Consider the following 26639-nt stretch of genomic DNA (forward strand, 5'->3'; position numbering starts at 1 on the left):
GTCACCGCGGGAGACCCCCCGGGACGTCCGATGGTTGTAGTCCCCGGCTTCACTCTCAGCGCAGGGATTCCCACAGCCTGCTCGCCGCCGGTTCCTTCGCCACCACTCGGTTGGGGTCCGAGGGCGCGGTCACCACCGGCATCATCACCGTCTTCACCCGGTCCGCGGACAGGCCCTTCAGACTCTCGCCGAGGCCGACCAGTTCGCTCAGCGAGTCCAGGCCGGTGTCGGTGGTCAGGCTGCTGGTCACCGCCTCGGCCACCGTGTACAGCTTGGCGGGGTCGGTGAACAGGTTCGTCGCGGAGATCTGTTCCAGCAGCGCCTTCACCAGCTTCTGCTGGAGGCCTATCCGGCCGAGGTCGCTGCCGTCGCCTATGCCGTGCCGGGTGCGGGCGAGGGCTAGGGCCTGCTTGCCGTTCAGGGTGTGGGTGCCCGCCTTCAGGTGGAGGTGGCTGTCGTCGTCGTCGATGTCCTGGTCGGTGGTCACGGTGACGCCGCCGAGCGCGTTCACCAGCTTCGCGAAGCCGGAGAAGTCGATCTCGATGTAGTGGTCCATGCGGACGTTCGTGATCGACTCGACCGTCTTCACGGCGCACACCGCACCGCCCACCGAATAGGCGCTGTTGAACATCGCGTGGTACGCAACCGCCGTCGACCCGCCGGACTTCAGCGGGCAGGACGGACGCGTGACGAGCGTGTCGCGCGGGATGCTGACGACGGTGGCCTTCCTCCGGCCCGCGTCGATGTGCACGACCATCGCCGTGTCGGAGCGGGCGCCGGAGCTGTTGCCCCCGCCGAGCGCCTTGTTCTCCTTGCCGCTGCGCGAGTCCGAGCCCAGCACCAGGATGTTCAGGGAGCCGGTGGGCAGCGGGGAGGCGGACGGAGAGGGCGTGATCATCGCCTTCGCCGGACGGTCGTCGCCGAGCGCCTGGTTGATGTCGACGCTCTTGATGTTGTGGTCGAGATGCCAGTACGCCCAGCCGGCCGCACCCGAGCCCAGCACCACCAGGCCCGCCATGGTGAGGCCGGCGATCTTCAGTATCTTCGACCGCCGGCCCCTGGGTCTGCCCGCGTCTCCACTGTCATCGAGTCCCGTCACGGACAGGAACGTAAGTCCGAATTATTAGGGGATTGTTAGTGACGACGGCGTGAAACGGTTTTCTTCGGAAATTCTCACGCTCCGTCCAGCGTCACCGCCGCCACCGGATTGCTGCCGCTCCAGGACCCGTTGAACCCGAAGCTCACCGAACCGCCGTCCGGGACCGCGCCGTTGTAGGAGGCGTTCGTGCACGTGACCGCCGTACCGGACTGACTACAGGTCGCGTTCCAGGCCTGGGTGACCCGCTGACCCGCGCCGAACGTCCAGTTCGCCTTCCAGGACGACAGGGAGGCTCCGGAGCAGGCGATCGTCACCTGGCCCGTGAACCCGGTGTTCCACTGGCTGCTCACGCTGTACGTCGCCGTACAGGCACCGGTCGGCGGCGGGGTCGTCGTACCGCCGAGCGCCTCCGCGATCGCGCGGTACGCCGGTTTCGGCGCGTAGTTCTCGTCGTACGGCGTCGCCGCCCCGTAGCCGGGGAAGGTGCTCGGCACCCAGGAGTCGGAGTCGGTGAAGCCCCAGACGGTGACGCCCGCGCACCGGGTGACGGCCACGCAGGCGCTCAGCACCGACTTGTAGTCGGCGGCCTGCTGGGCGAGCTTCGCGCTGTCCGCCGGGAGCGCCATGCGCACGTCCAGCTCGGTGATCGACACGTCGACGCCGAGGTCGGCGAAGCGCTGGATGTTCTGCTGCAACGACGAGGGCACCTGACCGAGGATCAGATGCGCCTGCAGGCCGACGCCGTCGATCGGGACGCCACGGCTCTTGAGGTCCTTCACCAGGTTGTACAGGGCGGTCGACTTCGCGTTGACACCCTCGACGTTGTAGTCGTTGATGTACAGCTTGGCGGCCGGGTCGGCGGCGTGCGCCCAGGTCAGGGCGTTGGCGATGTAGTCGGCGCCGAGTTTGTCGTACCAGAGGTCAGAGCGGTAGGTGCCGTCCTCGTTGAAGGCTTCGTTGACCACGTCCCAGGCGGTGATCTTTCCCTTGTAGCGGCCGACCTCGGTGGTGATGTGGTTCTGGAGGAGGCTGCCGAGCTGGGCCGCCGTCCAGTTGCCGTTGGTCAGCCAGTTGGGGTTCTGGTTGTGCCAGACCAGGGTGTGGCCGCGCACCTGCTGGTTGTGGGCCTGCGCGAAGGCGACGATCCGGTCGGCCTCCGTCCAGTCGAAACTGCCCCGGGTCGGCTCGACCGAGCCCCACTTCATGGCGTTTCCGGGGGTCAGCGAGTTGAACTGCGCCCCGGCGAGGTCGCCGTAGGTCCCGCTGAGCTTGGAGCCCGTCACCGCCGTGCCGATGACCTTGCCCTTGGCGGCGGCGAGGTCGCGCAGCGGGGTGTCGGCGGCGTGCGCCGCGGGCGCCGTGAACAGCAGCGCGGCGCCGGTGACGAGTGCCGCCAGGGTTGAGCCAGTTCTCAGAGATCTCATCGCGGGTGCCTCCGAAAGTTTCGGCCGTGCAACCGATTGACTTCGGAGGAGTGTCGTGGCGCCCGTACCACCCGTCAATACGTCAACTTCCGGCCACCCACGGCACGTACGTCACGCCGGTGGCGGCGCCGTGCTGCTGCGGACCACCAGGCTGGTCGCCAGTTCCACCCGGGTCGCCACCGCCTGGTCCTCCCGCCCCAGGTCGAGGACGAGCCTGGCCGCCGCCTCCGCCATCTCCGTCAGCGGCTGCCGTACGGAGGTCAGCGGCGGCCCCACCCAGCGCGCGACCGGCAGGTCGTCGAAGCCGACCACGCTCAGGTCCTCGGGGATGCGCAGGCCCAGTTCGCGCGCGGCCTCGTACAGGCCGAGCGCCTGGAGGTCGTTGAGGGCGAAGACCCCCGTGGGCCGGTCCGGGCGGCGCAGCAGCTGAAGGCCCTGCCGGTAGCCGGCCTCGTGGTGGAAGTCGCCGGTCGCGATCAGCGCCGGGTCGACCGGGAGGCCCGCGGTCTCCAGCGCGGCCCGGTAGCCGTCGACGCGGGCGCGGCTGCACATCATGCGGGACGGCCCCGTGATGGCGCCGATGCGGGTGTGGCCGAGTTCGATCAGGTGCCGGGTGGCGGCGAGACCGCCCTGCCAGTTGGTCGCGCCGATCGAGGGGACGTCGACGCCGGGATCACCGGCCGGGTCCATCACCACGAACGGGATGGAGCGGCTGGTCAGCAGCGCCCGCTGGGACTCGTCGAGCCCGGACAGCACGAGGACCACCCCGTGCGGGCGGCGGGCGGCGACCTGGTCCGCCCAGGTCCGCCCGGGTGTCAGCCGCCCGGCGCTCTCGCTCAGCACCACGCTGAGCCCCGCGTCCCGGGCCACGTTCTCCACGCCCCGGATGACCTCCATCGCCCAGGCGCTCTCCAGCTCGTGGAAGACCAGGTCGATCAGGGGCGAGCGGCTCGCTTCGGCACGCCTGCGCCGGTAACCGTGGGCGCGCAGCAGTTCCTCGACGCGGCTGCGGGTGGCCGGGGCCACATCCGCGCGGCCGTTGAGGACCTTCGAAACAGTCGGCGCGGACACGCCGGCCTCGCGGGCGATCTCGGCGAGCGTCGCGGTCTGTGCGGACCGGCCCGCCGTCGGGGTTGTCGTCCGTGTTTCAACGGGCTCCGGGGGTGTCATGGCGGCGATCGTATCCCTGCACGACCTCTTGACGAAGCCTCCGGACCGGCCTAGGTTCCCGGAACATTCGATATACATAACGAAACATTCGTCGCCAGACTGTGCCAACGTCCGTGAGAGGGCCCCACCCACTCGACCAGAGCAGGAGTTTCATGACCACCGCCCCCTGGCGTGACCCCGCCCTGCCCGCCGCCGCCCGCGTCGACGACCTCCTCTCCCGGATGACCCTCGAGGAGAAGACCGCCCAGCTGTACGGCGTGTGGGTGGGCGCCGCCACGGACGGCGACGGAGTCGCCCCCCTGCAGAGCGAGATGACCGCCGACTACGACTGGGACGAGCTGATCACCCACGGCCTGGGCCAGCTCACCCGCTCCTACGGCACCGCCCCCGTGGACCCGGCGCTGGGCGCGCAGGCACTGGCCCGCGCCCAGCGCCGTATCGCCGAGGCGGGCCGGTTCGGGATCCCGGCCGTCGCGCACGAGGAGTGTCTGGCCGGGTTCACGGCCTGGGGCGCCACCGCCTACCCCGTCCCGCTGGCCTGGGGCGCCAGCTTCGATCCACCGCTGGTCGAGGAGATGGCCCGCGCCATCGGCGGCGACCTGCGCGCGGCCGGCGTGCACCAGGGCCTCGCGCCGGTCCTGGACGTCGTACGGGACCCGCGCTGGGGCCGGGTCGAGGAGACGATCGGCGAGGACCCCTACCTGGTGGGCACGATCGGCACGGCGTATGTGCGCGGCCTGGAGTCCGCCGGGATCGTCGCCACGCTCAAGCACTTCGCCGGGTACGCGTCCTCGGCGGGCGCCCGCAATCTCGCGCCCGTCCGGGCCGGCATCCGCGAGTTCGCGGACGTGACCCTGCCGCCGTTCGAGCTGGCGCTGCGCGAGGGCGGCGCCCGCTCGGTCATGGCGGCGTACACCGACACGGACGGCATCCCGGCCTCCGCGGACCCGTCCCTGCTGACCGAACTCCTCCGCGAGCAGTGGGGGTTCACCGGCACGGTGGTGGCCGACTACTTCGGCATCGGCTTCCTGGAGACCCTGCACCGGGTGGCGGGCTCCCCCGCCGAGGCGGCGCACGCGGCGCTGGCGGCCGGCATCGACGTGGAACTGCCGACGCTCAAGTGCTACGGAAAACCGCTGCTGGAGGCGGTGCGGGCGGGAGTGGTCCCGCAGGCGCTGGTCGACCGTGCGGCCCGCCGGGTGCTGCTCCAGAAGTGCGAGCTGGGCCTCCTGGACGAGGACTGGGACCCCGAGCCCGCCACCGTGATCGACCTGGACTCGGCCGCGAACCGGGCCCTGGCCCGCCGTCTGGCCGAGGAGTCGGTGGTGCTCCTGGACAACCCCGACGGGGTCCTTCCCCTCCCGCCCGACACCCGGGTCGCGGTGGTCGGGCCGCGCGCGGCCGACGCGCTGGCGATGCTCGGCTGCTACTCCTTCCCCTCACACGTCCTCGCCCACCACCCCGACGTCCCCATGGGCGTGCAGATCCCGACCGTCCTGGAGGCGCTGCGCACCGAACTCCCGGACGCCAAGGTGACCTTCGCTCAGGGCTGCGACACCTCGGACCCGGACCCCTCGGGGTTCGAGGAGGCGGTGGCGCGCACCGCCGAGGCGGACGTGTGCGTCGCGGTCCTCGGCGACCGGGCGGGCCTGTTCGGCCGGGGCACCTCGGGCGAGGGCTGCGATGTGACGGACCTCCGGCTCCCGGGCGTACAGGGCGACTTGCTGGACGCCCTGGTCGCCACCGGCGTCCCCGTAGTGCTTGTCCTGCTCACCGGTCGCCCGTACGCCCTGGGGCGCTGGCACGGACGGCTGGCCGCGGTGGTGCAGGCGTTCTTCCCCGGGGAGGAGGGCGGCCCGGCGGTCGCGGGAGTGCTGTCGGGCCGTGTGAACCCCTCCGGCCGCCTCCCGGTGAGCGTCCCGCGGGTCCCGGGGGGTCAGCCATGGACGTATCTCCAGCCCCCGCTGGGCCTGGCGGGCGAGGTCAGCAACCTCGACCCGACCCCGCTGTACGCCTTCGGCCACGGCCGCTCGTACACGACCTTCACGTGGGAGTCCGAGTCCACCGGGGCGGAGATCGGCACGGACGGCTCGTACGACGTGACGGTCACCGTCCGCAACACGGGCGAACGCGCGGGCGCGGAGGTCGTACAGCTCTACCTGCACGACCCGGTGGCCTCGGTGACCCGCCCGGACGTCCGCCTGATCGGCTACCGGCGGCTGGAGCTGGAGCCGGGAGAGGCGGCCGACGTCACCTTCTCCTTCCACGCCGACCTGTCGGCCTTCACCGACCGCTCGGGAGCCCGGGTGGTCGAACCCGGCGCCCTGGAACTGCGGTTGGCGGCATCGAGCGCGGACGTACGCCACACGGCCCGACTGAACCTGACGGGACCGGTACGCGTCCTCGGCCCCGGCCGCCGCCTCCGCTGCGAGACACGGGTCCGCCGGCCCTAGGCCGAGGCCCGTTGTCAGTGGGGCCGCATACATTCCGGCCATGAACGTCACGTCACTTCCGAGGTCGCTGCCACCGGGACGGATCGTCGAGTCGTACGGCCGGTCCGGCATTCTGGTGTGGATGAGCGACGGCAAACTGCCCGACGCGGACGAGTGGTGGCGGCGGCTGTACGCCGACCGCGCACGGACGGGCCTGTATCCCGTCCTGCTCGAATACACGGAGGACATGTACGAGTTCCACGTGGGGGGTGACGAACCGGTCGACGCCGCCGCGTACTTCCGGGACACGTGGCGGCCGTCGTCCTGGCCGTCGTTCCCGGCGTGGCCGGGCCTGGCCGTTCCGGCGGCGGCCGGGGCCGACCCGGACGTGTGCGCGGGCGAGGAGGCGGCCGAGGTCGTGCGCGAAGACCGGGCCCGCTGCCTCGCACTGGTCCAGGCCGAACGGGGCTCGGACGTTCCGTCGGCGCTCAACTGGCCCGGCATGTGCAACCACATGGGCAAGGACGAACTGTCGGGAGTGCTGCGCTCCTGGGAGGACCGCTTCGGCGCCCGCCTGGTCGGCTTCGGCCACGCGGACCTCTACCTGTCGGCCGCCGTCCCGCCGAAGAACCTCCACGAGGCCCAGGTCCTGGCCGCAGAGCACTATCTGGCCTGCCCCGACTGGTTCCACAACAACTTCGACGACTGGGAGGCCACCTACCCGGAGGAGCTCCTGACCTCCCGGCAGTGGCGCTTGTGGTGGGACTGAGACCGGGCGACCGGTCGAACCGCCCTTCACCGACCGCTCGGCTTCCTCGTGGTGTCGACGCTGCCGCGGGCCTCCCGGCTCAAGTGGATCGGCCGGCTGCGGGAGTTCGAGACGGCGCTCGCGCCGGACACGACCGGCTCGGCACGGCGGTGGCGGCCACGGGCTGGGAGCACAGCACCGGCCGACGCCTGTGGCCGGCCCCCCCACCCCGGGGAACGGTGGCACCTCTCGTACGCACCCGCCGGAGCGGCGCCCGGTCACGGCTGAACGGACGCCTACCAGAAGAGAATCCGGAACCGGCCGCCGCGGAAGATGTAGCGGGCGTAGAAGCCGCTCGCCGTGGCGACCAGCGCGCTCAGCAGGAACCCGCCGACGTTACCCCTGGCCAGCCCCGACACCGCGGCGACGACACCCAGCACCCCGATCACACACCAGAAACCGCCGAACACGGCACGGGAGAGGGTCTCCCGCGCCCCGAGCCCGGGAGCGGGCGGCGGCGCGGGCACCGGCATCGGCGGCCCCCACCCCGGCGGTGCCGGCAGGACGGGCCCCGCCGACGGACGCGGTGGTGCGAGCGGCATGGGCGGCGCGCCCGCCGGCCTCGGGGGCACCGGCGCGGTCCGCCCCTGGTAGCCCAGTCTCTCGAACAGATCGGGCTGGGGCCGGATCGACGTCCGGCGTCCGCAGCCGCGACACCTACCACCCAGTTCCAGCTTGTTGTACTGCCGGCAGTCTCCCCGCGGACACGTGGGCTGACCGGGCCGGGCGTCGGTGGGCCCGTATGCGCTGTCGTCGGTCATGGCGGCCACCCCTCCCCTACTCGCCGTCGTCCCGGCCGCCCGCGGCCGCGGACCCCGTCAGGCCGAAGGCGGCGCCCAGCAGATAGAGCACCGCTCCCACCGGGATGATGAACACGGCCACCGGGAAGTAGTACGTCCCCGAGGTCTGCTTGGCGACGTACACGCCGTAGACCAGCAGGAACGCGCCACCGATCACCGACCAGGCCCTGTCCTTCACGGTGACCCGGGGCAGCATGAGCCCGCACATGAGAAGCACGGCCCCCGAGATCACGGAGAAGACTTCGTAGACACCCCAATGCATGATGAATCCCCCCTACGTCAGAACGCCCGCCGCGGCGTGCGTCAGAACTGGCCCTTGTACTGCTCGATCACCGCGCCCAGCGACTCGGACGGGTGGTAACTGCACTCGTAGCGGATGGCCGGCAGCGCGAGCGGGCTGCCGAAGCCGCCGAGCCCCTTGGACGTCGCGATGTCGACGAGGGCCTGCGACTCGGTCCCCTGGTCCGCGTTCAGGAAGTCCTTGCAGGTCGAGGAGGCCGAGAGGCCGTCGCCGCTGCCGCCGCCGATGACGGCCGGGATGCCCTTGAACACGAGCAGGAGCAGCGCCAGGACGGCCAGCGCGATCAGCACGTACCGTCCGAAGGGGGTGTCGTTGTGGACGTCCCCCTGGTACGTGTCGCCGTCCCGGTGCTGGGTGACCTCACCCTCGTAGAGCGAACCGCCGCCGCTCACCACCCGGTTGTGGTCCCCGTAGGTGTCGCGGCGGTCACCGATCTGCGCGTCGCCGTCGCGGCCGATACTGATCGACTTCACGCTCACCCCGGCCGGCTGCTCGGCCTTCGCGCCGCGCACCGCCTCGGCGAGCGCGAGCCGGAAGTCGGCGTCGTCCTGGGCCGCCTGTCTCACCAGGTACTCGACGAGGGGGCTGTTGCGCGGGTCGCGGGTGAAGCTCTCCCACTCCCGCTCGTTCCCCCTGCTCCGCAGCCGGGCGGCGACCAGATCCGACAACAGCCGCGTCGCCACCCCCTGCACCACTTCCCCCGCGCTCGCGGCCGCCGACGTCATGGAGTGCGTCAGAATCCGGACAGCCTCGACCGCCATCTCGCCCACCTGCATTGGCCCCCCAGCCCTCTCCCCGATGGCACGCGCCGGCGACGAAATCGGCCAGAAGGAGCATACCGAGATAGAGGAATGTATCCGTCCGGACCTGGGGCAGACAGGAGAACTTGTCCGGTTTTACGCAAGTGAGATATGTAACAGGGTAGATGGGCATGTGGCATATGACGCACATGACCGTACATATGTGCGTCGAACGGACGAAGTCAGTCGGTCGTCACCGACTCGAACCGCCACCGGTGCACCGCACGGGACGTCAACTCCCCGCCCGGCTCGGGGAGTTCGGGCAGGTCGGCGTCGTACGGGGCGTCCCACCAGGTGATGACGAGGACACGGTCCTGGGCAGCCCGGAAGGTCTCGCGGCGCGCCGGTCGTACCGGGAGTTCCTGCGCCCGCGCCCAGGCGAGGAGTTCCTCGCCCCGGCCCTCGGCCGCCCGCGCCTCCCACATCAAGGCGACCGTCACGAGTACAGGTTCTCCTTGCTGACCTCGTGGACGTGATCGTGCCCGGGCACGTGCGCCTCGGTCACCGGGAGCGAGGAGTCGGCGGACAGGTCCCAGTTCGACGCCGCACGGTTGCGGGCCACCAGCTCGGCGCCGAGCGCCGCCACCATCGCGCCGTTGTCGGTGCACAACTTCGGCCGCGGCACCCGCAGTTCGATCCCGGCCGCCTCACAGCGGTGCCGGGCCAGCTCGCGCAGCCGGGAGTTGGCGGCCACCCCGCCGCCGATCATCAGATGCCCGACGCCCTCGTCCTTGCAGGCCCGTACCGCCTTGCGGGTCAGCACGTCGACGACCGCCTCCTGGAAGGAGGCCGCCACGTCCCGCACCGGAACCTCCTCGCCCGCCGCCCGCTTGGCCTCGATCCAGCGGGCCACGGCGGTCTTCAGCCCGGAGAAGGAGAAGTCGTACGCGGGGTCGCGCGGACCGGTCAGCCCGCGCGGGAACGCGATCGCCGAAGGGTCGCCCTCGCGCGCGTACCGGTCGATCACCGGGCCGCCGGGGAAGCCGAGGTTCAGCACCCGCGCGATCTTGTCGAAGGCCTCGCCGGCCGCGTCGTCGATGGTCGCGCCCAGGGGACGTACGTCCGAGGTGATGTCCGTCGACAGCAGCAGGGACGAGTGTCCGCCGGACACCAGCAGCGCCATCGTCGGCTCGGGCAGCGCGCCGTGCTCCAGCTGGTCGACGCAGATGTGCGAGGCGAGGTGGTTGACGCCGTAGAGCGGCTTGCCCAGCGCGTACGCGTACGCCTTCGCCGCCGACACGCCGACCAGCAGCGCACCGGCCAGACCCGGACCGGCGGTGACCGCGATGCCGTCCAGGTCCCTCGCGCTCACCCCCGCCTCCTTCAGCGCGCGGTCGATCGTCGGCACCATCGCCTCCAGGTGCGCCCGGGAGGCGACCTCCGGGACGACGCCGCCGAAGCGGGCGTGCTCGTCGACACTGGAGGCGACGGCGTCGGCCAGCAGGGTGGTGCCGCGGACGATGCCGACGCCGGTCTCGTCGCAGGAGGTCTCAATTCCCAGGACCAGGGGTTCGTCAGCCATGGATCTCGGTTTCTCGTTCGGAAGTCGGTCCCGCGGCGGAGCCGCTGTCGGATTGCGTGGTCAGCCGCATCACCAGGGCGTCCACATTGCCGGGCTGGTAGTAGCCGCGCCGGAAGCCGATGGCCTCGAAGCCGAAGCGCTCGTAGAGCTTCTGGGCGCGGACGTTGTCGATCCGGCACTCCAGCATCACTTCGGCGCACTCGAAGGCGGTGGCGGCCCGCAGCAGCTCGGCGAGGAGCCGTCCGCCGAGGCCGGTGCCCCACTGGTCGCGGGTGACGGCGATCGTCTGGATGTCGGCAAGGTCTCCGGAGGCGGCGAGGCCCGCATACCCGACCACCCGTCCCTCGGCGTCCTCGGCGACGACATAGCGGCGGGTCGCCTCGGGGCCGCGGGCGTGGGCGAGTTCCGACCAGAACATGCCGCGGGACCAGGCGTCCTCGGGGAAGAGGTCCTTCTCCAGTTCGAGCACGCGGTCGATGTCCCACCAGCGCATCTCGCGCAGTCGAGAGGTCACGGGTTCGGTCACTTGGGGGTGACCACCTTGTAGTTCTTGGGGACCTGGGCGTCCGGGCGGCGCAGGTAGAGCGGCCGGGCCTCGGGCAGCTCCTCGCCCTTGGCCAGCCGCTCGGCGGCGAGGCTCGCGAGCGCGGCGGCCGACACGTGCTCCGGCTCGTGCACGTTCGGGAAGGTGTCCGGGTACAGCAGCGCGCCCGCGCCGACGGCCGGCAGCCCGGCCACCCGCTCGGCGATGTCGGCGGGCCGGTCCACGGCGGGGTCGGTCAGCCGGGTCCGGGAGTCCGCGTAGCGCGCCCAGTAGACCTCCTTGCGCCGGGCGTCGGTCGCCACGACGAAGGGGCCCTTGTCGATGTCGGCCGCGTACGCCAGACCGTCCAGCGTGCACACGCCGTGCACGGGGACACCGAGCGCGAGCCCGAAGGTGTCCGCGGTCATCAGGCCGACGCGCAGCCCGGTGTAGGGGCCGGGCCCGATGCCGACGACGATGCCGGTGACGGCGTCGAGCCTGAGCCCGGCCTCGGCGAGCACCCGGTCGACGGCCGGCAGCAGCAGCTCGCCGTGCCGGCGCGCGTCCACCTGGCTCGAGGAGGCGATGACGTCCGTGCCGTCGTGCAGGGCGACGGTCACGGCTGGGGTTGCGGTATCCAGAGCGAGCAAGAGCACGCAAACAGCCTACGGCTCCCGGGGCCCGTGTCGGACGCCCACTCGTCCGCCCGGAGGGGCGGGCCCTGCGGCGTCATGGGGTCCGCGCGAGGTTGTTCGAGCGTGGCGGAGCGTGCGATCGCGAGGCGGAGTGCGTGCCGGGCGTCGTGGGGCAGGCGGGGCGTCCGACACGGGCCCCCACCTCGGGCATCGCCGTCCCGGTCAGGCGTGTACGGGCTGCTACGGTCGCCGCAAAGCATGACGTTCGAGGCGAATGGGGCAGGTGGCGACCGTGGCAAGGAGCAGCTCCGGATTCGTGTTCGGGCTCACCGTGGCCGCCCTGGCCACCGTCGGCCTCCTCGGCTACCGGGCCTCCGTGACCGCGCCGGCCGGCTTCGGCAAGCCGCAGGCGAGCGCCTCACCGACGGCGGCCGTCCCGGGGGCACCCGGCGCCCAGCGCAACCCCGGCCTGCCGCCCGCCGCGTCCGGCGCCGGGGAACGTGTCGTCTACTCGGTGGGCTCCGACCGGGTCTGGCTGGTCGACGCGCGCAACCAGGTCCTGCGCAGCTTCACGGTCGCCCCGGGCAATGTCGACCCGGCGCCCGGCGTCTACGGGGTCACCTCCCGCTCGAACTCCGCCATCGGCACCGACGGCACCGCCATCGAGCACGTCGTGCGCTTCACCAGTGTGGAAGGCGTCCCCGTCGGCTTCAGCGCGGCGGTCAGGACCTCGCCTGCGGCACCCGACCCGACGGTGCGCACGGGCGGGATCCGCGAGTCCCGCAAGGACGGCGCCGCGCTGTGGGAGTTCGCCACGATCGGCGCACAGATCGCCGTGATCCCCTGAGCGGCTTCTCTACGCGGCTTCCCGGTGCCGGGCCGGCGGCCCGGACACCTCGGGGTCCGGCAGTCGCGGCGGGGTCGAGACCGCGTCCGCCGCGGCGCACGACGCCAGTAGTTCGCGCATGGACACACCGGCTACGACGGCGTACGGCTTCTGCGGCTGCGCGTTGCTCTCGGTGGCCGGCATGGACGCCTCCTGAGGACCCGGGGGCAGGCGTAGTTAGGTAGACCTAACTACGAACTGGGTACCATGTGACCACGCACAAGACCCCGAATGCAATATCTTGCCGACGTCTTGTCGGAACGTTCACGGAATCGTGCGCAGACCGTGCGGCCGTCAGGCGGACAGCGCGCTCAGGTCCACCGCCGACCACCGCTCGCCGAGCCCGGTCACCGTCACGTGCCGCACCTCGTCCGTGTCCGGGGGTCCGGGGGTCGCCCCCGGGGAGGACACAGTGCCGACCGTCCGGTGGATGACGACGTGCAGCCGGTCCTCGGTCAGCTCCTCGACCTTGCCCTCGCCCCACTCCACGACGATCACCGACTCGGGCAGCGAGACATCGAGGTCGAGGTCCTCCATCTCGTCGAGCCCGCCGCCCAGGCGGTACGCGTCGACGTGCACGAGCGGCGGACCCTCGCCCAGCGAGGGATGCACGCGGGCGATCACGAAGGTCGGCGAGGTGACCGCGCCCCGGACGCCGAGCCCTTCACCCAGCCCGCGGGTGAGCGTCGTCTTGCCCGCGCCGAGCTCCCCGTTGAGCATCACGAGGTCGCCGGCGCGCAGCAGCTTGGCGAGGCGGCGGCCCAGGTCCCGCATCTGCTCGGGGGAGGTGACGGTGATCTCCACAGAGGGCACGGAGGAGGACACGGAGGCCTCGGTCTCAGCCGGGTTGTGCGGTGCTGCTGGTGCTTCCATAGCCACCCACGGTAGCTCCTGCCGGGACGGCACCCGCACGGGTGAGCAGGTCGGCCAGCCGGTCGGTGACCACCTCCGGGTGCTCCAGCATCACCAGGTGCCCGGCGTCCGGGACCAGCACCAGTTCGGCGTCCGGCAGCAGGTCGGCGATCGCCTCGCTGTGCTCGCTGGGGGTGACGAGATCGCCGATCCCGGCCAGCACCAGCACCGGCAGGTCCGCGAAGCGCACCAGCGCCTCGGTCTTGTCGTGCTCCGTGAACGCCGGGTAGAACTCGGCGACCACGTCGATCGGCGTGCCCTCGATCATCCGCTCGGCGAACCGCGCGACGGCCGGGTCGACGTCCCGTGAGGCGAACGAGTACCGCTTGATGATCCCGGCGAACAGGTCGGCGGTCGCCCGCCGCCCCTTCTCCACCAGTGCGGCCTGCTGCCCGAGCGCCTTCAGCACGCCGGGCAGCACCCGCCGTACGGCATTCACGCCCGCGACCGGCAGCCCGAAGTTGACCTCGCCGAGCCGCCCGGACGACGTACCGACGAAGGCGACGGCGACCACCCTCTCCCGGATCAGCTCGGGATACTGGTCGGCCAGCGCCATCATGGTCATGCCGCCCATGGAGTGCCCGACGAGCACGATGGGCCCGTTCGGCGCGGCGGCGTCGATGACGGCCTTCAGATCGCGGCCCAGCTGGTCGATGCTGACCGGCACGCCGTCCTGCACCTGCTGCACACCGCGCCCGGACCGCCCGTGGCTGCGCTGGTCCCAGTGCACGGTCCGTACGACGCCGCGCAGGGCCGCCCGCTGGAAGTGCCAGGAGTCCTGGTTGAGGCAGTAGCCGTGGCTGAAGACGACGGTGACGGGAGCGGGCGCCTTGCGGCCGAACAGCCGGCGGCGGCGCGGGCCGAGCGCGGGTACGGCGTCGGGGTCGACGTCGTCGACCTCGTAGTACAGCTCGGTGCCGTCGTCGGCCGTGGCCTTGCCGGGCGTGCCGCGCAGCGCGCCGTACGGTCCGGTCGAGTCGAGCGCGAGCCGCGCCTTCTTCCGCATCCCGCGGCCGACGGTGAGCCGCTCTATGGCGACGCCGGCCGCCGCGCCCGCGGCGACCACGCCTATCGCGGCGCCCGCGATGCCGGTCGCCCTGCGCCAGTTCCCGGCCGCCCCCGCGGCGGAGGCGACGGCTGCGACGGCCTCCGCAGTGCTCTCGCTCACGTACCGCTCCTCTTCGCCGGATCACTACTGCTGTTCGCTGGGTCGGGTGATGCAGGTGTTGCTTGCGTTACTCGTGTTGCCTGTCTGATACCGCTGTCGATCGACTGCCCGGTGTTGCTCGGGTTACGGGTGCCGCACTTCTGCCGTCCGTGGATGGTCGGTCCTCTGTGCGGTTACCCGCTTTGTTCCTCATTCACATAGACGCGGGGAACGCGCGTTCCGATCCGCGTGACGATCTCGTATGCGATGGTTCCTGCCGCCTGCGCCCAGTCCTCGGCGGTGGGCTCACCGCGGTCACCGGGTCCGAAGAGCACCGCCTCGCTCCCTGCCGCGGGTTCGTCCCCGCCGAGATCGACGACGAACTGGTCCATCGCGACCCGCCCGGCGACGGTCCGCCACTTGCCGCCGACCAGCACCGGGCCGGTCCCGGAGGCATGCCGCGGAACACCGTCGGCGTACCCGACGGGCACGAGTCCGAGGGTCGTCGCGCCGGGGGTGACGTAGTGATGCCCGTAACTGACGCCGTGGCCCCCGGGAACGTGCTTCACGAGCGCCAGGGAGGCCGAGAGTGTCATCACCGGGCGCAGCCCGAAGTCGGCGGGGCTGCCCAGCTCGGGGCTCGGGGAGATGCCGTAGAGGGCGATACCGGTCCGTACGAGGTCGAAGTGGGCCTCGGGAAGCGTGAGCGTGGCGGGTGAGTTGGCGATGTGCCGCACCTCGGGGCGGACGCCCTGCCCCTCGGCGTACGCGAGCATCTCGCGGAAGCGGGTGAGCTGGAGGTCGATGGAGGGGTGCCCGGGTTCGTCGGCGCACGCGAAGTGCGACCAGAGCCCGGTGATGCGCAGGGTCCCTTCGGCCTCGGCGCGCAGGGCGGCCGTGACCAGCTCGGCCCAGTCCTCCCCCGGCTGGCAGCCGCCCCGCCCCAGACCCGTGTCCGCCTTGAGCTGCACGCGCGCGGGAATGCCCGCCGCCCGGGCGGCCGCGGAGACCTCCTCCAGGGCCCACATCGCGCTGACCGACACGTCGATGTCGGCCTCGACGGCCTCCTGCCAGGGCCCGCCCGGCGTCCACAGCCAGCACATGATGCGTCCGGGCAGCCCGGCAGCCCGCAGTGCGAGCGCCTCCTCGGGCGTGGCGGTCCCCAGCCATGCGGCCCCCGCCGCCACGGCGGCCCGGGCGCACGGCACGGCCCCGTGGCCGTACGCGTCGGACTTGACCACGGCCATGAGGGCAGCGCCCGGCGCGAGGGCGCGCAGGGTCCGCACGTTGGCGCGCAGGGCGGCCAGGTCGATCTCGGCGCGGGCGCGCAGGGGCGCGGTCGGGGCAGCTGCTGTCTCAGTCATGGCGCACCCAGTGTCTCAGAGGGGTCCGACACCTCCCGAGGCACCGGCCCCCGGGCGAGCGCCTACTTCCCGGGCCGGTGTCCCCACACATACACACGGTCGCCCTTCTTCAGCACCCGCCACAGCTTCCGGGCGTCGTCCAGCCGCAGATTGACGCACCCCCATGAGCCGAGGGTGGTGTAGATGCTGTCGTGGACGCCGTGGAAGGCCTGTCCGCCGCTGAAGAACTGGGCATAGGGCATGGGCGCGTCGTAGAGCGTCGACCAGTGGTTCTTGTGCTTCCAGTAGATCTTGTGCCACCCGGTCCGGGTGGCGTGCCCGACCCGCCCGCTGCGCATCGGGACGGGCCCGTAGACCACATCACTGCCCTTCTGCACCCAGGTCACCTGCCGGTCGAGATCGACACACGCGACCCGCCGCTTCCGCACGGGGCACTTGTGCTTCGCGTTCGGATCTTCCCTGGCGGAGATGAGCTGCATGGTGGCCCAGGTGGCGGGCCCGGCGTACCCGATCGCGGGCTTGATCCCGTGCCGCTCCTGAAAGTCCCGGATGACCTTGCAGTCGGCGGCCGACTGCTTCCCGTCCGCCTTCAGCTTCAGCCACTTCTCGACCGCCCGCTGATGGGGCCCGGTCCTCCGGCTGCACTTCACCTTCCCGGCGACGTCCTCGCGGGGCACGACCTCGACGAGGTCACCGCCCTCGACGGCGTCCTCGTCGTCGGCGGGCCGGTGGACCGAGGCCGACCTCGGACCCGGAGGCGGGGGCGCGGCGGAGGCCGACGGGGCGCCGACGGGGAGGGCCGTGACGGCGGCGAGCACGACCGCGACACCCTGGCAGGCGATATGCGCAAAATGTCTATTGATCATGCAATCAGAGAATCGTGCAGGGCCGACAGGCCGGGAGCGGCGCGCGGCGGGTTCACCCTTTTCGACGAGTGCCGCCCGGACGACGGCCCGCGCTCCCGGTCCTACGCTGGGAACCGGAGGTGGTGGAGATGCTGGCAGACACACCACTCAACGCCGTCATCCCGGCGACCGACATCGAAAGGGCCAAGCGCTTCTACGGCGACACGCTCGGCCTCAAGCTCATCGACGACCGGCAGGACACCGCACTCTTCGAGTCCGGCGGTGCCAGGTTCGTCCTCTACACCACACCGAGCGGCGGCCAGGCCGCCCACACCCTGGCCGGCTGGACCGTCGGCGACCTCGACGCGGAGATGACGGAACTGCGCGGCCGCGGGGTGACCTTCGAGGAGTACGACCTGCCGGGCCTGAAGACGGTGGACGGCGTGGCGGAGGGCGCAGGCATGCGCGGCGCCTGGTTCAAGGACAGCGAGGGAAACATCCTCAGCGTGGTGCAGGACCTGCGCTAGGGCTCACACCGAGGGCCCGGGCCCGGTGTGCGGGCCTGGTCCGGTCACTCCCGCACGTCCCGCCACGCTCCCGGGATCGCCTCGGCCACGTCATGCGCCCCCGCCGGCGCCCCGTCGGCCGCGAACCGCCCGGCCAGCCCGTGCAGATACGCAGCCGCGCTGCCCGCGTCCAGCGCGGAGAGCCCCGAGGCCAGCAGCGACCCGGCGAGCCCCGAGAGCACATCCCCGCTGCCCGCGGTGGCGAGCCACGGCGTCCCGGTCGCATTGACCCGTACGACCCCGCCACCCGGGTCGGCGACGAGCGTGGTCGACCCCTTGAGCAGCACGGTCGCCCCGTACCGCGAGGCGAGTTCGCGCACCGAGGCCAGCCGCGCCCCCTCGACCTCCTCCCGCGCCACACCGAGCAGCGCGGCGGCCTCCCCGGCGTGCGGGGTCATGAGCGTCGGGGCACTACGAGCCCGCACGGCGTCCCGTTCGGCCAGCCGCAGCCCGTCCGCGTCGACGAGCACGGGCACGTCCGCCTCCAGTACTTCGGCCACGGTCGCGGCGTCGTCGCCGGCGCCGGGTCCGACCACCCAGGCCTGCACCCGTCCGGCCTTCGCGGGCCCCTGATCCGATACGAGCGTCTCCGGGAACCGCGAGACGACGGCGTCCCCGGCGGGTCCGACGTAGCGCACGGCTCCCGCGCCGCCCCTCAGCGCCCCGGACACGGCGAGGACGGCAGCCCCGGGATACCGCGCGGACCCGGCGGCGATCCCCACCACCCCCCGCCGGTACTTGTCACTCTCGGCACCGGGCACGGGCAGCAACCGCGCCACGTCGACGTGCTGCAGGGCCTCCAGCTCCGGCTGGGCGGGCAGCACCTCCCCGAGCCCGATGTCGACGAGCCGTACCGACCCGGCGTACTCCCGCGCGGGATCGATCAGCAGCCCGGGCTTGTGCGTCCCGAAGGTGACGGTGAGATCGGCGCGGATGGCGGCACCGCGTACCTCCCCGGTATCGGCGTCGACACCGCTCGGCAGATCGACGGCGACGACGGGGGCGCCGGATTCCTCGACGCACGCGGCCAACTTGGCGGCATCGGGACGGAGTCCACCCGTCCCCCCGATCCCGACGATCCCGTCGACGACGAGATCGGCCCGAAGAATCGCCTCTTCGACGGCACCGACCCCGGCGGAGGCAGCAGCCCCGGCACCCGCCCCGCCGCCCACGACCCGCCCTCCGGCCCGCAACAAGGCGGCAAGCCCCTCGGGATGGGCCCGCTCGGGCGCCAGAAGCACGGCGGCGACCGCGGCACCCCGCCGGGCGAGCCGCGCCCCGGCATACAGCGCATCGCCCCCGTTGTCCCCGCTCCCGACGAGCAGCACGACCCGGCCGGCGTAGACGCGCCCGATCAGATCGGCACAAGCGGCGGCGAGCCCGGCGGCTGCCCGCTGCATCAACGCCCCCTCGGGAAGCCGCGCCATGAGTTCCCGCTCTGCTGCCCTTACCGTCTCCACGCTGTACGCAGTACGCATGGGGACGAGTCTGCCCTCAGCCTTCGGCGATCACCACCGCCGACGCCACCCCGGCGTCGTGGCTCAACGAGACATGCCAGGACCGCACCCCCAGCTCGGCCGCCCGCGCCGCCACCGTCCCCTTCACCCGCACCCGGGGCTGCCCGCTGTCCTCGACGAACACCTCGGCATCCGTCCACAGCAGCCCGGCCGGCGCACCGAGAGCCTTGGCCAGAGCTTCCTTCGCGGCGAACCGCGCGGCGAGCGAGGCGATACCCCGGCGTTCCCCGCTGGGCAGCAGCAACTCGCTCTCCAGGAACAGCCGTTCCGCCATCCCAGGCGTCCGCTTGAGCGACGTCTCGAACCGCTCGATCTCGGCCACGTCGATTCCGACCCCGATGATGCTCATTCGGGCACTCTATTCCGGGGGTGCCGCCGCGCCCTCGCTGAGCCGGTGCGGAAGCCGGCTCACTCCACCGTCACTGACTTCGCAAGGTTCCGCGGCTGATCCACCTCGTTGCCGCGAGCCGTCGCGAGTTCACACGCGAAGACCTGCAACGGCACCGTGGCCACCAGCGGCTGCAACAACGTCGGCGTCGCAGGGATCCGTACGAGATGGTCGGCGTACGGCACGACCGCCTCGTCCCCCTCCTCCGCGATCACGATCGTCCGCGCCCCCCGCGCCCGGATCTCCTGGATGTTGGACACGATCTTGTCGTGGAGGACGGACCGTCCCCGAGGCGACGGCACGACGACGACCACCGGCAGATCGGGCTCGATCAAAGCGATCGGCCCGTGCTTCAACTCCCCCGCCGCAAACCCCTCGGCATGCATGTAGGCGAGCTCCTTCAACTTCAGAGCCCCCTCCAGCGCGACCGGATACCCCACGTGCCGCCCCAGGAACAGCACCGTGTTCTTGTCGGCGAGCGACCGCGCAAGCTCCCGTACCGGCTCCATGGTCTCCAGCACCCGCTCGACCTCACCGGAGATCTGCGACAGGTCGCGAATCACGGCCCCGATCTCGTCACCCCACTTGGTGCCGCGCACCTGCCCCAGATACAGAGCAACCAGATAGCAGGCCACAAGCTGCGTCAAGAACGCCTTGGTGGACGCGACGGCCACCTCCGGCCCCGCATGCGTGTACAGCACCGCATCCGATTCCCGAGGAATGGTCGACCCGTTGGTATTGCAGATGGCCAGCACCTTGGAGCCCTGCTCCCGCGCATGCCGCAGCGCCATCAGCGTGTCCATGGTCTCGCCGGACTGCGAGATGGCGATGACGAGAGACCGCACCCCGAGGATCGGATCCCGGTACCGGAACTCACTCGCGAGCTCCACCTCGCACGGAATCCGCGTCCAGTGCTCAATGGCGTACTTGGCGATGAGCCCGGCATGAAATGCCGTACCGCAGGCCACGATCACCACCTTGTCGACTTCCCGCAGTTCGGCGGCGCTGATCCGGACCTCGTCCAGCGTCAGCGATCCCCCCGCGTCGATGCGCCCCAGCAGCGTGTCGGCGACCGCCTTGGGCTGCTCGGCGATCTCCTTGAGCATGAAGTAGTCGTAGCCGCCCTTCTCCGCGGCGGAGGCGTCCCAGTCGACGTGGTACGAGCGCACGTCGGCCGGGCTGCCGTCGAACCCCGTCACCGTCACCCCGTCACGCCGCAGCTCGACGACCTGGTCCTGCCCCAGTTCGACCGCCGACCGGGTGTGGTCGATGAACGCGGCGACATCGGAAGCCAGGAACGCCTCGCCGTCCCCCACGCCCACCACGAGCGGTGAGTTCCGCCGCGCGCCGACGACCACATCGGGTTCATCGGCGTGCACCGCGACCAGGGTGAACGCCCCTTCCAGCCGCCGGCACACCAGCCGCATCGCCTCGGCGAGATCCGCGCAGGCCGAGAACTCCTCGGCGAGCAGATGCGCGACCACCTCGGTGTCCGTCTCGGAGGCGAGGTCGTGCCCCCGCTCCTCCAACTCGGCCCGCAGCACGGCGAAGTTCTCGATGATCCCGTTGTGCACGACGGCAACCCGCCCGGCATTGTCCAGATGCGGATGCGCATTCGGATCCGTGGGCCCGCCGTGTGTGGCCCACCGCGTATGCCCGATCCCGGTCGAGCCCGTCGGCAGCGGCCGGTCCACCAGCTCCTTCTCCAGGTTCACCAGCTTCCCGGCCTTCTTCGCGGCAGCCAGCCCGCCATCCGCGAGCACGGCGACCCCCGCCGAGTCGTACCCCCGGTACTCCAGCCGCTTCAGCCCGGCCATCACGACATCGAGCGCCGACTGCGACCCCACGTATCCCACGATTCCGCACATGGGCGGCAGCCTACGACCGAATCGCCACCAGAAAGGGCTCTCACGTGCCCGAATTCGGAACTTCTGGCGGCGATCAGCGACCAGCCGACACGCGCGGTGGTCCTGCCCCTGGACCGCCCGGCGATCCTGCCGCGGCGGCGGCGCCGCCTTTGTCGGCCCCGCCGGTGCCAGGAAACTCACCTGATCAAGGCGGGGTGACGCACCCCACCCCCCACCCCGTTCAAACTCCGTTAACAATGGACTGTGATCTCACCGGTCTCCTCGATGCCCCGGAGCGCCCACCGGCCCAGGCCGGAGGCGACTCCCTACGTCGACCTCACCCGAGCCGAGTGGAGCGCGCTGCGCGAGAAGACGCCGCTGCCCCTCACCGCCGAGGAGGTCGAGAAGCTGCGTGGCCTCGGTGATGTCATCGACCTCGACGAGGTGCGGGACATCTACCTGCCGCTGTCCCGTCTCCTCAACCTCTACGTCGGGGCCACCGACGGCCTCAGAGGCGCCCTGAACACCTTCCTCGGCGAACAGGGCTCCCAGTCCGGCACGCCCTTCGTCATAGGAGTCGCCGGCTCCGTGGCCGGCGGCAAGTCGACCGTCGCCCGCCTCCTGCAGGCCCTGCTCTCCCGCTGGCCCGAGCACCCGCGCGTCGAACGCGTCACGACCGACGGCTTCCTGCTCCCCACCAGGGAGCTCCAGGCCCGTGGCCTCATGTCGCGGAAGGGTTTCCCCGAGTCCTACGACCGCCGCGCCCTGACCCGCTTCGTCGCCGACATCAAGGCGGGCAAGGACGAGGTGACGGCCCCCGTCTACTCCCACCTCATCTACGACATCGTCCCCGACCAGCGGCTCACGGTCCGCCGCCCGGACATCCTGATCGTCGAGGGCCTGAACGTCCTGCAGCCCGCGCTCCCCGGCAAGGACGGCCGTACGCGCGTCGGTCTCGCCGACTTCTTCGACTTCAGCGTGTACATCGACGCCAGCCCCGAGGACGTCGAACGCTGGTACCTCAACCGGTTCAAGAAACTGCGTCAGACGGCCTTCCAGGACCCGCACTCGTACTTCCGCAAGTACACACAGGTGTCCGAGGAGGAGGCCCTCGAGTACGCCCGCACCCAGTGGCGCACCATCAACAAGCCCAACCTGGTGGAGAACATCGCTCCGACCCGCGGCCGGGCCACCCTGGTCGTCCGCAAGGGCCCGGACCACAAGGTGCAGCGCCTGCGCCTGCGCAAGCTGTAGACCCGCCTGTTAAAAAGGACCATGCTGCACCTGCGCCTGATCACGCCGTCCGACAGGACCGACGACGTGGTCCGCCTGATCGAGAGGACCGTCGGCACCACGCATCTCGTCGTGCTGCCGAAAGCCGCCCGCAACCCCGTCGGCGATGTCGTCATGTGCGACGTCGCACGCGAGGCGGGCGACGAACTCATCGGCGAACTCAGAGCGTTGGAGCTCGACCGGACCGGATCCATAGCCGTCGAGAACATCGACCTGTCGCTGTCCAAGCGGGCCGACAAGGCCGAGGCGGAGGCACCCGGCGAAGGCGCGGACGCGGTGCTCTGGGAGCACCTCACCGACGCGACGCACGAGGAGTCCACGCTCTCCATCACCTACGTCGCCTTCCTCACGCTCGCCACGATGATCGCGGCCTGCGGTGTGGTCCTCGACAACGCGATCCTGATCGTGGGCGCGATGGCGGTGGGCCCGGAGTTCGGCCCGCTGGCGGGCATCTGCACGGCGCTGGTGCAGCGCCACCCGCGACTCGCCCTGCGCTCGCTGACCGCCCTGCTCGTCGGCTTCGCCGTCGCCATGCTGGTGACGGTCGGCTTCACCTACTTCATGGACGGCGTCGACCTGTTCACCAGGGTCCGGCTGGAAGCCGAACGTCCCAACACCAACTTCATCTACCGCCCCGACGCCTTCTCGTTCGTCGTCGCGGTGCTGGCTGGAGCGGCGGGCACCCTCTCGCTCACCTCGGCGAAATCGGGCGCCCTGGTCGGCGTGGCCATCTCGGTGACCACGGTCCCCGCCGCCGCCAACGCGGCAGTGGCCTTCGCCTACAACGAGTACAAACAGGCCTGGGGCTCCACCGAGCAGCTTCTGCTGAACCTGCTCGGCATCGTCCTCGCCGGCACCCTCACACTCCTGGCCCAGAAGTGGCTCTGGGCCAGGCAGCGTGAACGCACCGCCAAGGCGGGCGGCGTCTAGGAGCGCGATTCGCAGTCCGCGGCGACGCTGTCGCCGGGGTCGGCGAACACCACGTCGGCCGTGCCACCGTCGCAGCTCACCGTGTCGACGGCGGGCGAGTCACCGCTCACGCCGATCGTGTCGTTGCCGCTGCCGGTCGCCACGGTGTCGGAGCCCGTGCCGGCGTCGACGAGGGTGCGCAGCGACACGCTCGTCCCGTCGAAGCTGTCACTCAGGTCACCCAGCCCGATCGAGAGCTGGGAGGTGCCGGCGACGCTGCCGCAGTCGACGCTGGTGGCGGACAACCTGGCACAGCCCGGCCCCAGCGCGATGCCCGTCGAGTCGGTGAGGATCACACGGCCCGTGGAGGTACTGGCGGTGACGTGGTTGGCCGCGCCTGAACGCGCGCTGAGGATCACCATGCCGAAGAGACGGAACGCGGTGGAGCCGGGCGTCTGGGCCGCGGCCGGGGTGGCGAGGGCAGGGACGGCGAGACTCGCCACCAGGGCCGGAACCGCCGCTCGCTTCAGGGTGCTGCTGATTGTCTTCATGGTGCCTCTCTCACTTCCGTCGGGGACGCCACGCACAGGCGGCCTCGACGTCAGTGAAACAATCAGTAACCCATTCGGCACATTATGTTACGACCTTCGAGTGACGCGGGTCGGCTCTAACCCAGCGCCGACTTCACCACATCGGCGAGCCGCCCGGCCACGGCCCGGGCCTGGTCGATGTCCGCGGCCTCGACCATCACCCGCACCAGCGGCTCCGTCCCCGAAGGCCGCAGCAACACCCGCCCGGTGGACCCGAGTTCCCGCTCGGCCTCGGCGACCGCGGCCGCCAGCTCCGCGGAGGTTCGCACCCGCGCCCGGTCCACGTCCGGCACATTGATCAGCACCTGCGGCAGCCGCTCCATGACCCCCGCGAGGTCCTTGAGCGTACGGCCGGTCTCGGCGACCCGGGCCGCCAGCAGCAGCCCGGTCAGCGTGCCGTCACCGGTGGTCGCGTGATCGAGGATGATCACATGCCCGGACTGCTCGCCGCCGAGCGCGTACCCGTGCTCCTTCATCTCCTCCAGCACATACCGGTCCCCGACCGCCGTCTGGATGAGATGCAGCCCCTCCCGCTCAAGGGCCAGCTTGAAGCCGAGGTTGGACATGACCGTGGCGACAACGGTGTCCTCCCGCAGTACGCCCCGCTCCCGCATCGCCAGCGCCAGCACGGCCAGGATCTGGTCGCCGTCGACCTCCGCGCCGGTGTGGTCCACGGCGAGGCACCGGTCCGCGTCCCCGTCGTGCGCGATGCCGAGCGCGGCCCCGTGCTCGACGACCGCGGCCTTCAGCAGACCCAGATGGGTCGACCCGCAGCCGTCGTTGATGTTGAGCCCGTCAGGCTCGGCGCCGATCGTGATCACCTCGGCGCCGGCCCGCGAGAACGCCTCCGGCGACACCCCCGCCGCGGCACCGTGCGCCTCGTCGAGGACGATCTTCAGCCCGTCGAGCCGGTTCGGGAGCACGCCGGTCAGATGCGCGACGTACTGGTCGAACCCCTCGTCGTACGACCGCACCCGCCCGACGCCCGCACCGGTCGGCCGCTCCCAGGGCTCACCGTGCCGGTGGGACTCGTACACGGCCTCGATCTTGTCCTCGAGCTCGTCGGCCAGCTTGTGGCCGCCGCGGGCGAAGAACTTGATGCCGTTGTCCGGCATGGCGTTGTGGCTGGCGGAGAGCATGACGCCCAGGTCGGCGCCGAGCGCGCCCGTGAGATACGCCACAGCAGGAGTGGGCAGCACGCCGACACGCAGGACGTCCACACCGGCGCTGGCGAGGCCGGCGACCACGGCGGCCTCCAGGAACTCTCCGGACGCACGCGGGTCCCGCCCGACGACCGCGGTCGCCCGGTGGCCCTCGAAGGTGCCCGCCTCGGCCAGTACGTGCGCCGCGGCAACGGAGAGGCCGAGCGCCATCTCCGCCGTCAGGTCCGCGTTGGCGACGCCGCGCACGCCGTCCGTGCCGAAGAGTCGTCCCACTTGTCCTCCTGAGGAAACGTCAGTTGTCGCAGGCGTACCGGCAGCCCATCACACAAGCCGTTGAGGGTCTTGTGCCGTTATACGCCCCCGACGGGGATAAACGAACGCCCCGACAGCACTGAGGCGTGCCGCCGGGGCGTACGTACGAGCAGGCAGCGAAGCTGCTTAGCGCTTGCTGTACTGCGGGGCCTTGCGGGCCTTCTTCAGACCGGCCTTCTTGCGCTCGACCGCACGGTCGTCGCGGCGGAGGAAGCCGGCCTTCTTGAGCGGGCCGCGGTTGTTGTCGACGTCGGCCTCGTTCAGCGCGCGGGCGACACCGAGACGGAGCGCACCGGCCTGACCGGAGACACCGCCACCCGCGATGCGGGCGATGACGTCGTAACGGCCCTCGAGCTCGAGCACCTTGAAGGGCTCGTTGACTTCCTGCTGGTGCACCTTGTTCGGGAAGTAGTCCTCGAGGGTGCGACCGTTGATCTTCCACTTGCCGGTGCCCGGGACGATCCGGACGCGGGCGATGGCGTTCTTGCGACGGCCCAGGCCGGCGGCCGGCTGGGGCTCGCCGAAGCGGGACGCGAGGGACTCCGAGGTGTACTCGCCCTCGACGGGGACCTCGGACTCGGTGGTGTAGCTGTCGATGTCGACGAGCTCAGTCTCTTCGACCGGCTGCTCAACGGTGGTCTCGGCCACGATTCTCCTCAGATTCTCTTCAGTCTTAGGGGGTGGCCGGACTTACTGCGCGACCTGGGTGATCTCGAACGGCACCGGCTGCTGGGCAGCGTGCGGGTGCTGGTCGCCCGAGTAGACCTTCAGCTTGGAGAGCATCTGACGGCCCAGGGTGTTCTTGGGGAGCATGCCCTTGACGGCCTTCTCGATGGCCTTCTCGGGGTTCTTGTCCAGCAGCTCGTCGTAACGGACGGAGCGCAGACCACCCGGGTAGCCGGAGTGGCGGTAGGCCATCTTCTGGGTCCGCTTGTTGCCGGAGAGGTGCACCTTGTCGGCGTTGATGATGATGACGAAGTCACCGGTGTCGACGTGGGGCGCGTAGATCGGCTTGTGCTTGCCCCGGAGGAGGGACGCAGCGGTCGTGGCGAGACGGCCCAGGACGACGTCCTGAGCGTCAATGACGTGCCACTGGCGAGTCACATCGCCGGGCTTAGGGCTGTACGTACGCACTTCTCAGCCTTCTTCTTCAGGGATGGGTGCTGACACAAGGCATCCTTGAAGCGATCGTGCAGCTGGGGACGACAGAAGCCGGGAAACACTGCCCGTATGCCGCCCACTGGTAACTGCTCCAGGGAACCTACGTAAGGGCTTCTCTCGTGAGAACGACCAAGCCGATACGCATAACAAACCGCAAGGGTACTAGCGCAGCCCCGAACGGGTCAAAACGAGGCCGCAGCCGCACCTCGAAGAAGGTACGGAGAC

The 26639-nt window shown here is 71.0% G+C and carries 28 protein-coding genes; 6 read left to right on the forward strand and 22 right to left on the reverse strand.

From position 1 onward, the window contains the following. Positions 1-55 precede the first annotated feature (55 nt). The 3 genes from ABT254_RS01665 to ABT254_RS01675 form a co-directional block, all read right to left on the reverse strand. Positions 56-1042, reverse strand: a complete 987-nt coding sequence (locus tag ABT254_RS01665; protein WP_351462848.1) for an LCP family protein — start codon at positions 1040-1042, stop codon at positions 56-58. 131 nt (positions 1043-1173) lie between these two features. Continuing rightward, on the reverse strand, positions 1174-2523 hold the full coding sequence (locus ABT254_RS01670; RefSeq protein ID WP_351462448.1) for an endo-1,4-beta-xylanase: 1350 nt from the start codon (positions 2521-2523) through the stop codon (positions 1174-1176). 111 nt (positions 2524-2634) lie between these two features. After that, positions 2635-3693 (reverse strand): LacI family DNA-binding transcriptional regulator, encoded by a 1059-nt coding sequence (locus tag ABT254_RS01675; protein ID WP_351462449.1) that lies wholly within the window; start codon positions 3691-3693, stop codon positions 2635-2637. 152 nt (positions 3694-3845) lie between these two features. Here ABT254_RS01675 and ABT254_RS01680 point away from each other — a divergent pair, with 152 nt between their 5' ends. Together ABT254_RS01680 and ABT254_RS01685 are read left to right on the forward strand one after the other, a co-directional pair. Next, a complete protein-coding gene (locus tag ABT254_RS01680) occupies positions 3846-6146 on the forward strand; it encodes a beta-xylosidase/alpha-l-arabinosidase (protein WP_351462450.1) in 2301 nt (766 codons plus the stop codon). 40 nt (positions 6147-6186) lie between these two features. After that, complete coding sequence (locus ABT254_RS01685; protein WP_351462451.1) at positions 6187-6894, forward strand: DUF4253 domain-containing protein; 708 nt, start codon at positions 6187-6189, stop codon at positions 6892-6894. Between the two features lie 275 nt (positions 6895-7169). Here ABT254_RS01685 and ABT254_RS01690 read toward each other — a convergent pair whose 3' ends face one another. The 7 genes from ABT254_RS01690 to tsaB all read right to left on the reverse strand — a co-directional run bounded on the left by ABT254_RS01690 (position 7170) and on the right by tsaB (position 11535). Continuing rightward, positions 7170-7694, reverse strand: coding sequence for a hypothetical protein (locus tag ABT254_RS01690; RefSeq protein ID WP_351462452.1), 525 nt, complete (start codon positions 7692-7694; stop codon positions 7170-7172). Positions 7695-7710: 16 nt separating this feature from the next. Next, on the reverse strand, positions 7711-7995 hold the full coding sequence (locus tag ABT254_RS01695) for a hypothetical protein (protein ID WP_351462453.1): 285 nt from the start codon (positions 7993-7995) through the stop codon (positions 7711-7713). 41 nt (positions 7996-8036) lie between these two features. After that, positions 8037-8795 (reverse strand): hypothetical protein, encoded by a 759-nt coding sequence (locus ABT254_RS01700; RefSeq protein WP_351462454.1) that lies wholly within the window; start codon positions 8793-8795, stop codon positions 8037-8039. Positions 8796-9016: 221 nt separating this feature from the next. Beyond that, on the reverse strand, positions 9017-9274 hold the full coding sequence (locus ABT254_RS01705) for a hypothetical protein (RefSeq protein WP_351462455.1): 258 nt from the start codon (positions 9272-9274) through the stop codon (positions 9017-9019). Beyond that, complete coding sequence (gene tsaD, locus ABT254_RS01710; RefSeq protein ID WP_351462456.1) at positions 9271-10356, reverse strand: tRNA (adenosine(37)-N6)-threonylcarbamoyltransferase complex transferase subunit TsaD; 1086 nt, start codon at positions 10354-10356, stop codon at positions 9271-9273. The genes ABT254_RS01705 and tsaD overlap by 4 nt, the downstream gene beginning before the upstream one ends. Continuing rightward, a complete protein-coding gene (gene rimI / locus ABT254_RS01715; RefSeq protein WP_351462457.1) occupies positions 10349-10882 on the reverse strand; it encodes a ribosomal protein S18-alanine N-acetyltransferase in 534 nt (177 codons plus the stop codon). Before rimI ends, tsaD begins: the two co-directional genes overlap by 8 nt. After that, positions 10879-11535: a tRNA (adenosine(37)-N6)-threonylcarbamoyltransferase complex dimerization subunit type 1 TsaB gene (gene tsaB / locus ABT254_RS01720; protein WP_351462458.1), complete on the reverse strand. Its 657-nt coding sequence runs from the start codon at positions 11533-11535 to the stop codon at positions 10879-10881. Before tsaB ends, rimI begins: the two co-directional genes overlap by 4 nt. Before the next feature lie 271 nt (positions 11536-11806). Here tsaB and ABT254_RS01725 point away from each other — a divergent pair, with 271 nt between their 5' ends. Further along, the gene (locus ABT254_RS01725) at positions 11807-12361 is read left to right on the forward strand and encodes a hypothetical protein (protein WP_351462459.1); all 555 of its coding nucleotides are present in this window, start codon (positions 11807-11809) and stop codon (positions 12359-12361) included. Positions 12362-12370: 9 nt separating this feature from the next. Here the strand turns inward: ABT254_RS01725 and ABT254_RS01730 are convergent, their stop codons facing one another. The 5 genes from ABT254_RS01730 to ABT254_RS01750 all read right to left on the reverse strand — a co-directional run bounded on the left by ABT254_RS01730 (position 12371) and on the right by ABT254_RS01750 (position 16689). Further along, positions 12371-12544, reverse strand: coding sequence for a hypothetical protein (locus ABT254_RS01730; RefSeq protein WP_266959048.1), 174 nt, complete (start codon positions 12542-12544; stop codon positions 12371-12373). Positions 12545-12694: 150 nt separating this feature from the next. Further along, on the reverse strand, positions 12695-13273 hold the full coding sequence (tsaE, locus tag ABT254_RS01735; protein ID WP_351462460.1) for a tRNA (adenosine(37)-N6)-threonylcarbamoyltransferase complex ATPase subunit type 1 TsaE: 579 nt from the start codon (positions 13271-13273) through the stop codon (positions 12695-12697). Beyond that, positions 13239-14480 carry an alpha/beta fold hydrolase gene (locus ABT254_RS01740; protein ID WP_351462461.1) on the reverse strand — a complete coding sequence of 414 codons (1242 nt, stop codon included), beginning with the start codon at positions 14478-14480 and terminating at the stop codon, positions 13239-13241. Before ABT254_RS01740 ends, tsaE begins: the two co-directional genes overlap by 35 nt. Positions 14481-14653: 173 nt before the next feature. Next, positions 14654-15823 carry an alanine racemase gene (gene alr / locus ABT254_RS01745; RefSeq protein WP_351462462.1) on the reverse strand — a complete coding sequence of 390 codons (1170 nt, stop codon included), beginning with the start codon at positions 15821-15823 and terminating at the stop codon, positions 14654-14656. A gap of 62 nt (positions 15824-15885) precedes the next feature. Beyond that, a complete protein-coding gene (locus ABT254_RS01750; RefSeq protein WP_351462463.1) occupies positions 15886-16689 on the reverse strand; it encodes a L,D-transpeptidase family protein in 804 nt (267 codons plus the stop codon). Between the two features lie 128 nt (positions 16690-16817). On the opposite strand from ABT254_RS01750, the gene ABT254_RS01755 reads away from it, so the two are divergent. Then, a complete protein-coding gene (locus tag ABT254_RS01755) occupies positions 16818-17195 on the forward strand; it encodes a VOC family protein (protein ID WP_351462464.1) in 378 nt (125 codons plus the stop codon). Between the two features lie 44 nt (positions 17196-17239). Here the strand turns inward: ABT254_RS01755 and ABT254_RS01760 are convergent, their stop codons facing one another. The 3 genes from ABT254_RS01760 to glmS are packed head-to-tail and all read right to left on the reverse strand — an operon-like array spanning position 17240 to position 21007. After that, a complete protein-coding gene (locus ABT254_RS01760) occupies positions 17240-18712 on the reverse strand; it encodes an NAD(P)H-hydrate dehydratase (RefSeq protein ID WP_351462465.1) in 1473 nt (490 codons plus the stop codon). 16 nt (positions 18713-18728) lie between these two features. Then, positions 18729-19100: a holo-ACP synthase gene (locus ABT254_RS01765; protein WP_351462466.1), complete on the reverse strand. Its 372-nt coding sequence runs from the start codon at positions 19098-19100 to the stop codon at positions 18729-18731. A gap of 59 nt (positions 19101-19159) precedes the next feature. Further along, positions 19160-21007, reverse strand: a complete 1848-nt coding sequence (glmS, locus tag ABT254_RS01770) for a glutamine--fructose-6-phosphate transaminase (isomerizing) (RefSeq protein WP_351462467.1) — start codon at positions 21005-21007, stop codon at positions 19160-19162. A 264-nt stretch (positions 21008-21271) separates the two neighbouring features. On the opposite strand from glmS, the gene coaA reads away from it, so the two are divergent. Together coaA and ABT254_RS01780 are read left to right on the forward strand one after the other, a co-directional pair. After that, a complete protein-coding gene (coaA, locus tag ABT254_RS01775) occupies positions 21272-22240 on the forward strand; it encodes a type I pantothenate kinase (protein ID WP_450749786.1) in 969 nt (322 codons plus the stop codon). 21 nt (positions 22241-22261) lie between these two features. Further along, positions 22262-23209: a DUF389 domain-containing protein gene (locus ABT254_RS01780; RefSeq protein ID WP_351462469.1), complete on the forward strand. Its 948-nt coding sequence runs from the start codon at positions 22262-22264 to the stop codon at positions 23207-23209. On the opposite strand, the gene ABT254_RS01785 is transcribed toward ABT254_RS01780, so the two are convergent. The 4 genes from ABT254_RS01785 to rplM form a co-directional block, all read right to left on the reverse strand. Continuing rightward, positions 23206-23739: a hypothetical protein gene (locus ABT254_RS01785; RefSeq protein WP_351462470.1), complete on the reverse strand. Its 534-nt coding sequence runs from the start codon at positions 23737-23739 to the stop codon at positions 23206-23208. The two genes, ABT254_RS01780 and ABT254_RS01785, sit on opposite strands and share 4 nt — an antisense overlap. A gap of 116 nt (positions 23740-23855) precedes the next feature. Continuing rightward, entirely contained in the window at positions 23856-25214 is a 1359-nt protein-coding gene (glmM, locus tag ABT254_RS01790; RefSeq protein ID WP_351462471.1) for a phosphoglucosamine mutase, read from the reverse strand. A 165-nt stretch (positions 25215-25379) separates the two neighbouring features. Continuing rightward, complete coding sequence (rpsI, locus tag ABT254_RS01795) at positions 25380-25901, reverse strand: 30S ribosomal protein S9 (protein ID WP_115906438.1); 522 nt, start codon at positions 25899-25901, stop codon at positions 25380-25382. Between the two features lie 42 nt (positions 25902-25943). Next, positions 25944-26387 (reverse strand): 50S ribosomal protein L13, encoded by a 444-nt coding sequence (gene rplM, locus ABT254_RS01800; protein ID WP_053846770.1) that lies wholly within the window; start codon positions 26385-26387, stop codon positions 25944-25946. Between the last annotated feature and the right edge of the window lie 252 nt (positions 26388-26639).

The sequence above is a fragment of the Streptomyces sp. NPDC001137 genome (assembly GCF_040298885.1).
GTDB lineage: Bacteria > Actinomycetota > Actinomycetes > Streptomycetales > Streptomycetaceae > Streptomyces.

Bases quoted from the DNA above. Each gene is read 5' to 3' on its own strand.
- ABT254_RS01670 (WP_351462448.1), bottom strand. From the start codon at position 2,523: ATGAGATCTCTGAGAACTGGCTCAACCCTGGCGGCACTCGTCACCGGC.
- ABT254_RS01675 (WP_351462449.1), bottom strand. From the start codon at position 3,693: ATGACACCCCCGGAGCCCGTTGAAACACGGACGACAACCCCGACGGCG.
- ABT254_RS01680 (WP_351462450.1), top strand. From the start codon at position 3,846: ATGACCACCGCCCCCTGGCGTGACCCCGCCCTGCCCGCCGCCGCCCGC.
- ABT254_RS01685 (WP_351462451.1), top strand. From the start codon at position 6,187: ATGAACGTCACGTCACTTCCGAGGTCGCTGCCACCGGGACGGATCGTC.
- ABT254_RS01690 (WP_351462452.1), bottom strand. From the start codon at position 7,694: ATGACCGACGACAGCGCATACGGGCCCACCGACGCCCGGCCCGGTCAG.
- ABT254_RS01695 (WP_351462453.1), bottom strand. From the start codon at position 7,995: ATGCATTGGGGTGTCTACGAAGTCTTCTCCGTGATCTCGGGGGCCGTG.
- ABT254_RS01700 (WP_351462454.1), bottom strand. From the start codon at position 8,795: ATGGCGGTCGAGGCTGTCCGGATTCTGACGCACTCCATGACGTCGGCG.
- tsaD (WP_351462456.1), bottom strand. From the start codon at position 10,356: ATGGCTGACGAACCCCTGGTCCTGGGAATTGAGACCTCCTGCGACGAG.
- ABT254_RS01730 (WP_266959048.1), bottom strand. From the start codon at position 12,544: ATGCCGGCCACCGAGAGCAACGCGCAGCCGCAGAAGCCGTACGCCGTC.
- tsaE (WP_351462460.1), bottom strand. From the start codon at position 13,273: ATGGAAGCACCAGCAGCACCGCACAACCCGGCTGAGACCGAGGCCTCC.
- alr (WP_351462462.1), bottom strand. From the start codon at position 15,823: ATGACTGAGACAGCAGCTGCCCCGACCGCGCCCCTGCGCGCCCGCGCC.
- ABT254_RS01750 (WP_351462463.1), bottom strand. From the start codon at position 16,689: ATGATCAATAGACATTTTGCGCATATCGCCTGCCAGGGTGTCGCGGTC.
- ABT254_RS01755 (WP_351462464.1), top strand. From the start codon at position 16,818: ATGCTGGCAGACACACCACTCAACGCCGTCATCCCGGCGACCGACATC.
- ABT254_RS01760 (WP_351462465.1), bottom strand. From the start codon at position 18,712: ATGCGTACTGCGTACAGCGTGGAGACGGTAAGGGCAGCAGAGCGGGAA.
- ABT254_RS01765 (WP_351462466.1), bottom strand. From the start codon at position 19,100: ATGAGCATCATCGGGGTCGGAATCGACGTGGCCGAGATCGAGCGGTTC.
- glmS (WP_351462467.1), bottom strand. From the start codon at position 21,007: ATGTGCGGAATCGTGGGATACGTGGGGTCGCAGTCGGCGCTCGATGTC.
- coaA (WP_450749786.1), top strand. From the start codon at position 21,272: ATGCCCCGGAGCGCCCACCGGCCCAGGCCGGAGGCGACTCCCTACGTC.
- ABT254_RS01780 (WP_351462469.1), top strand. From the start codon at position 22,262: ATGCTGCACCTGCGCCTGATCACGCCGTCCGACAGGACCGACGACGTG.
- ABT254_RS01785 (WP_351462470.1), bottom strand. From the start codon at position 23,739: ATGAAGACAATCAGCAGCACCCTGAAGCGAGCGGCGGTTCCGGCCCTG.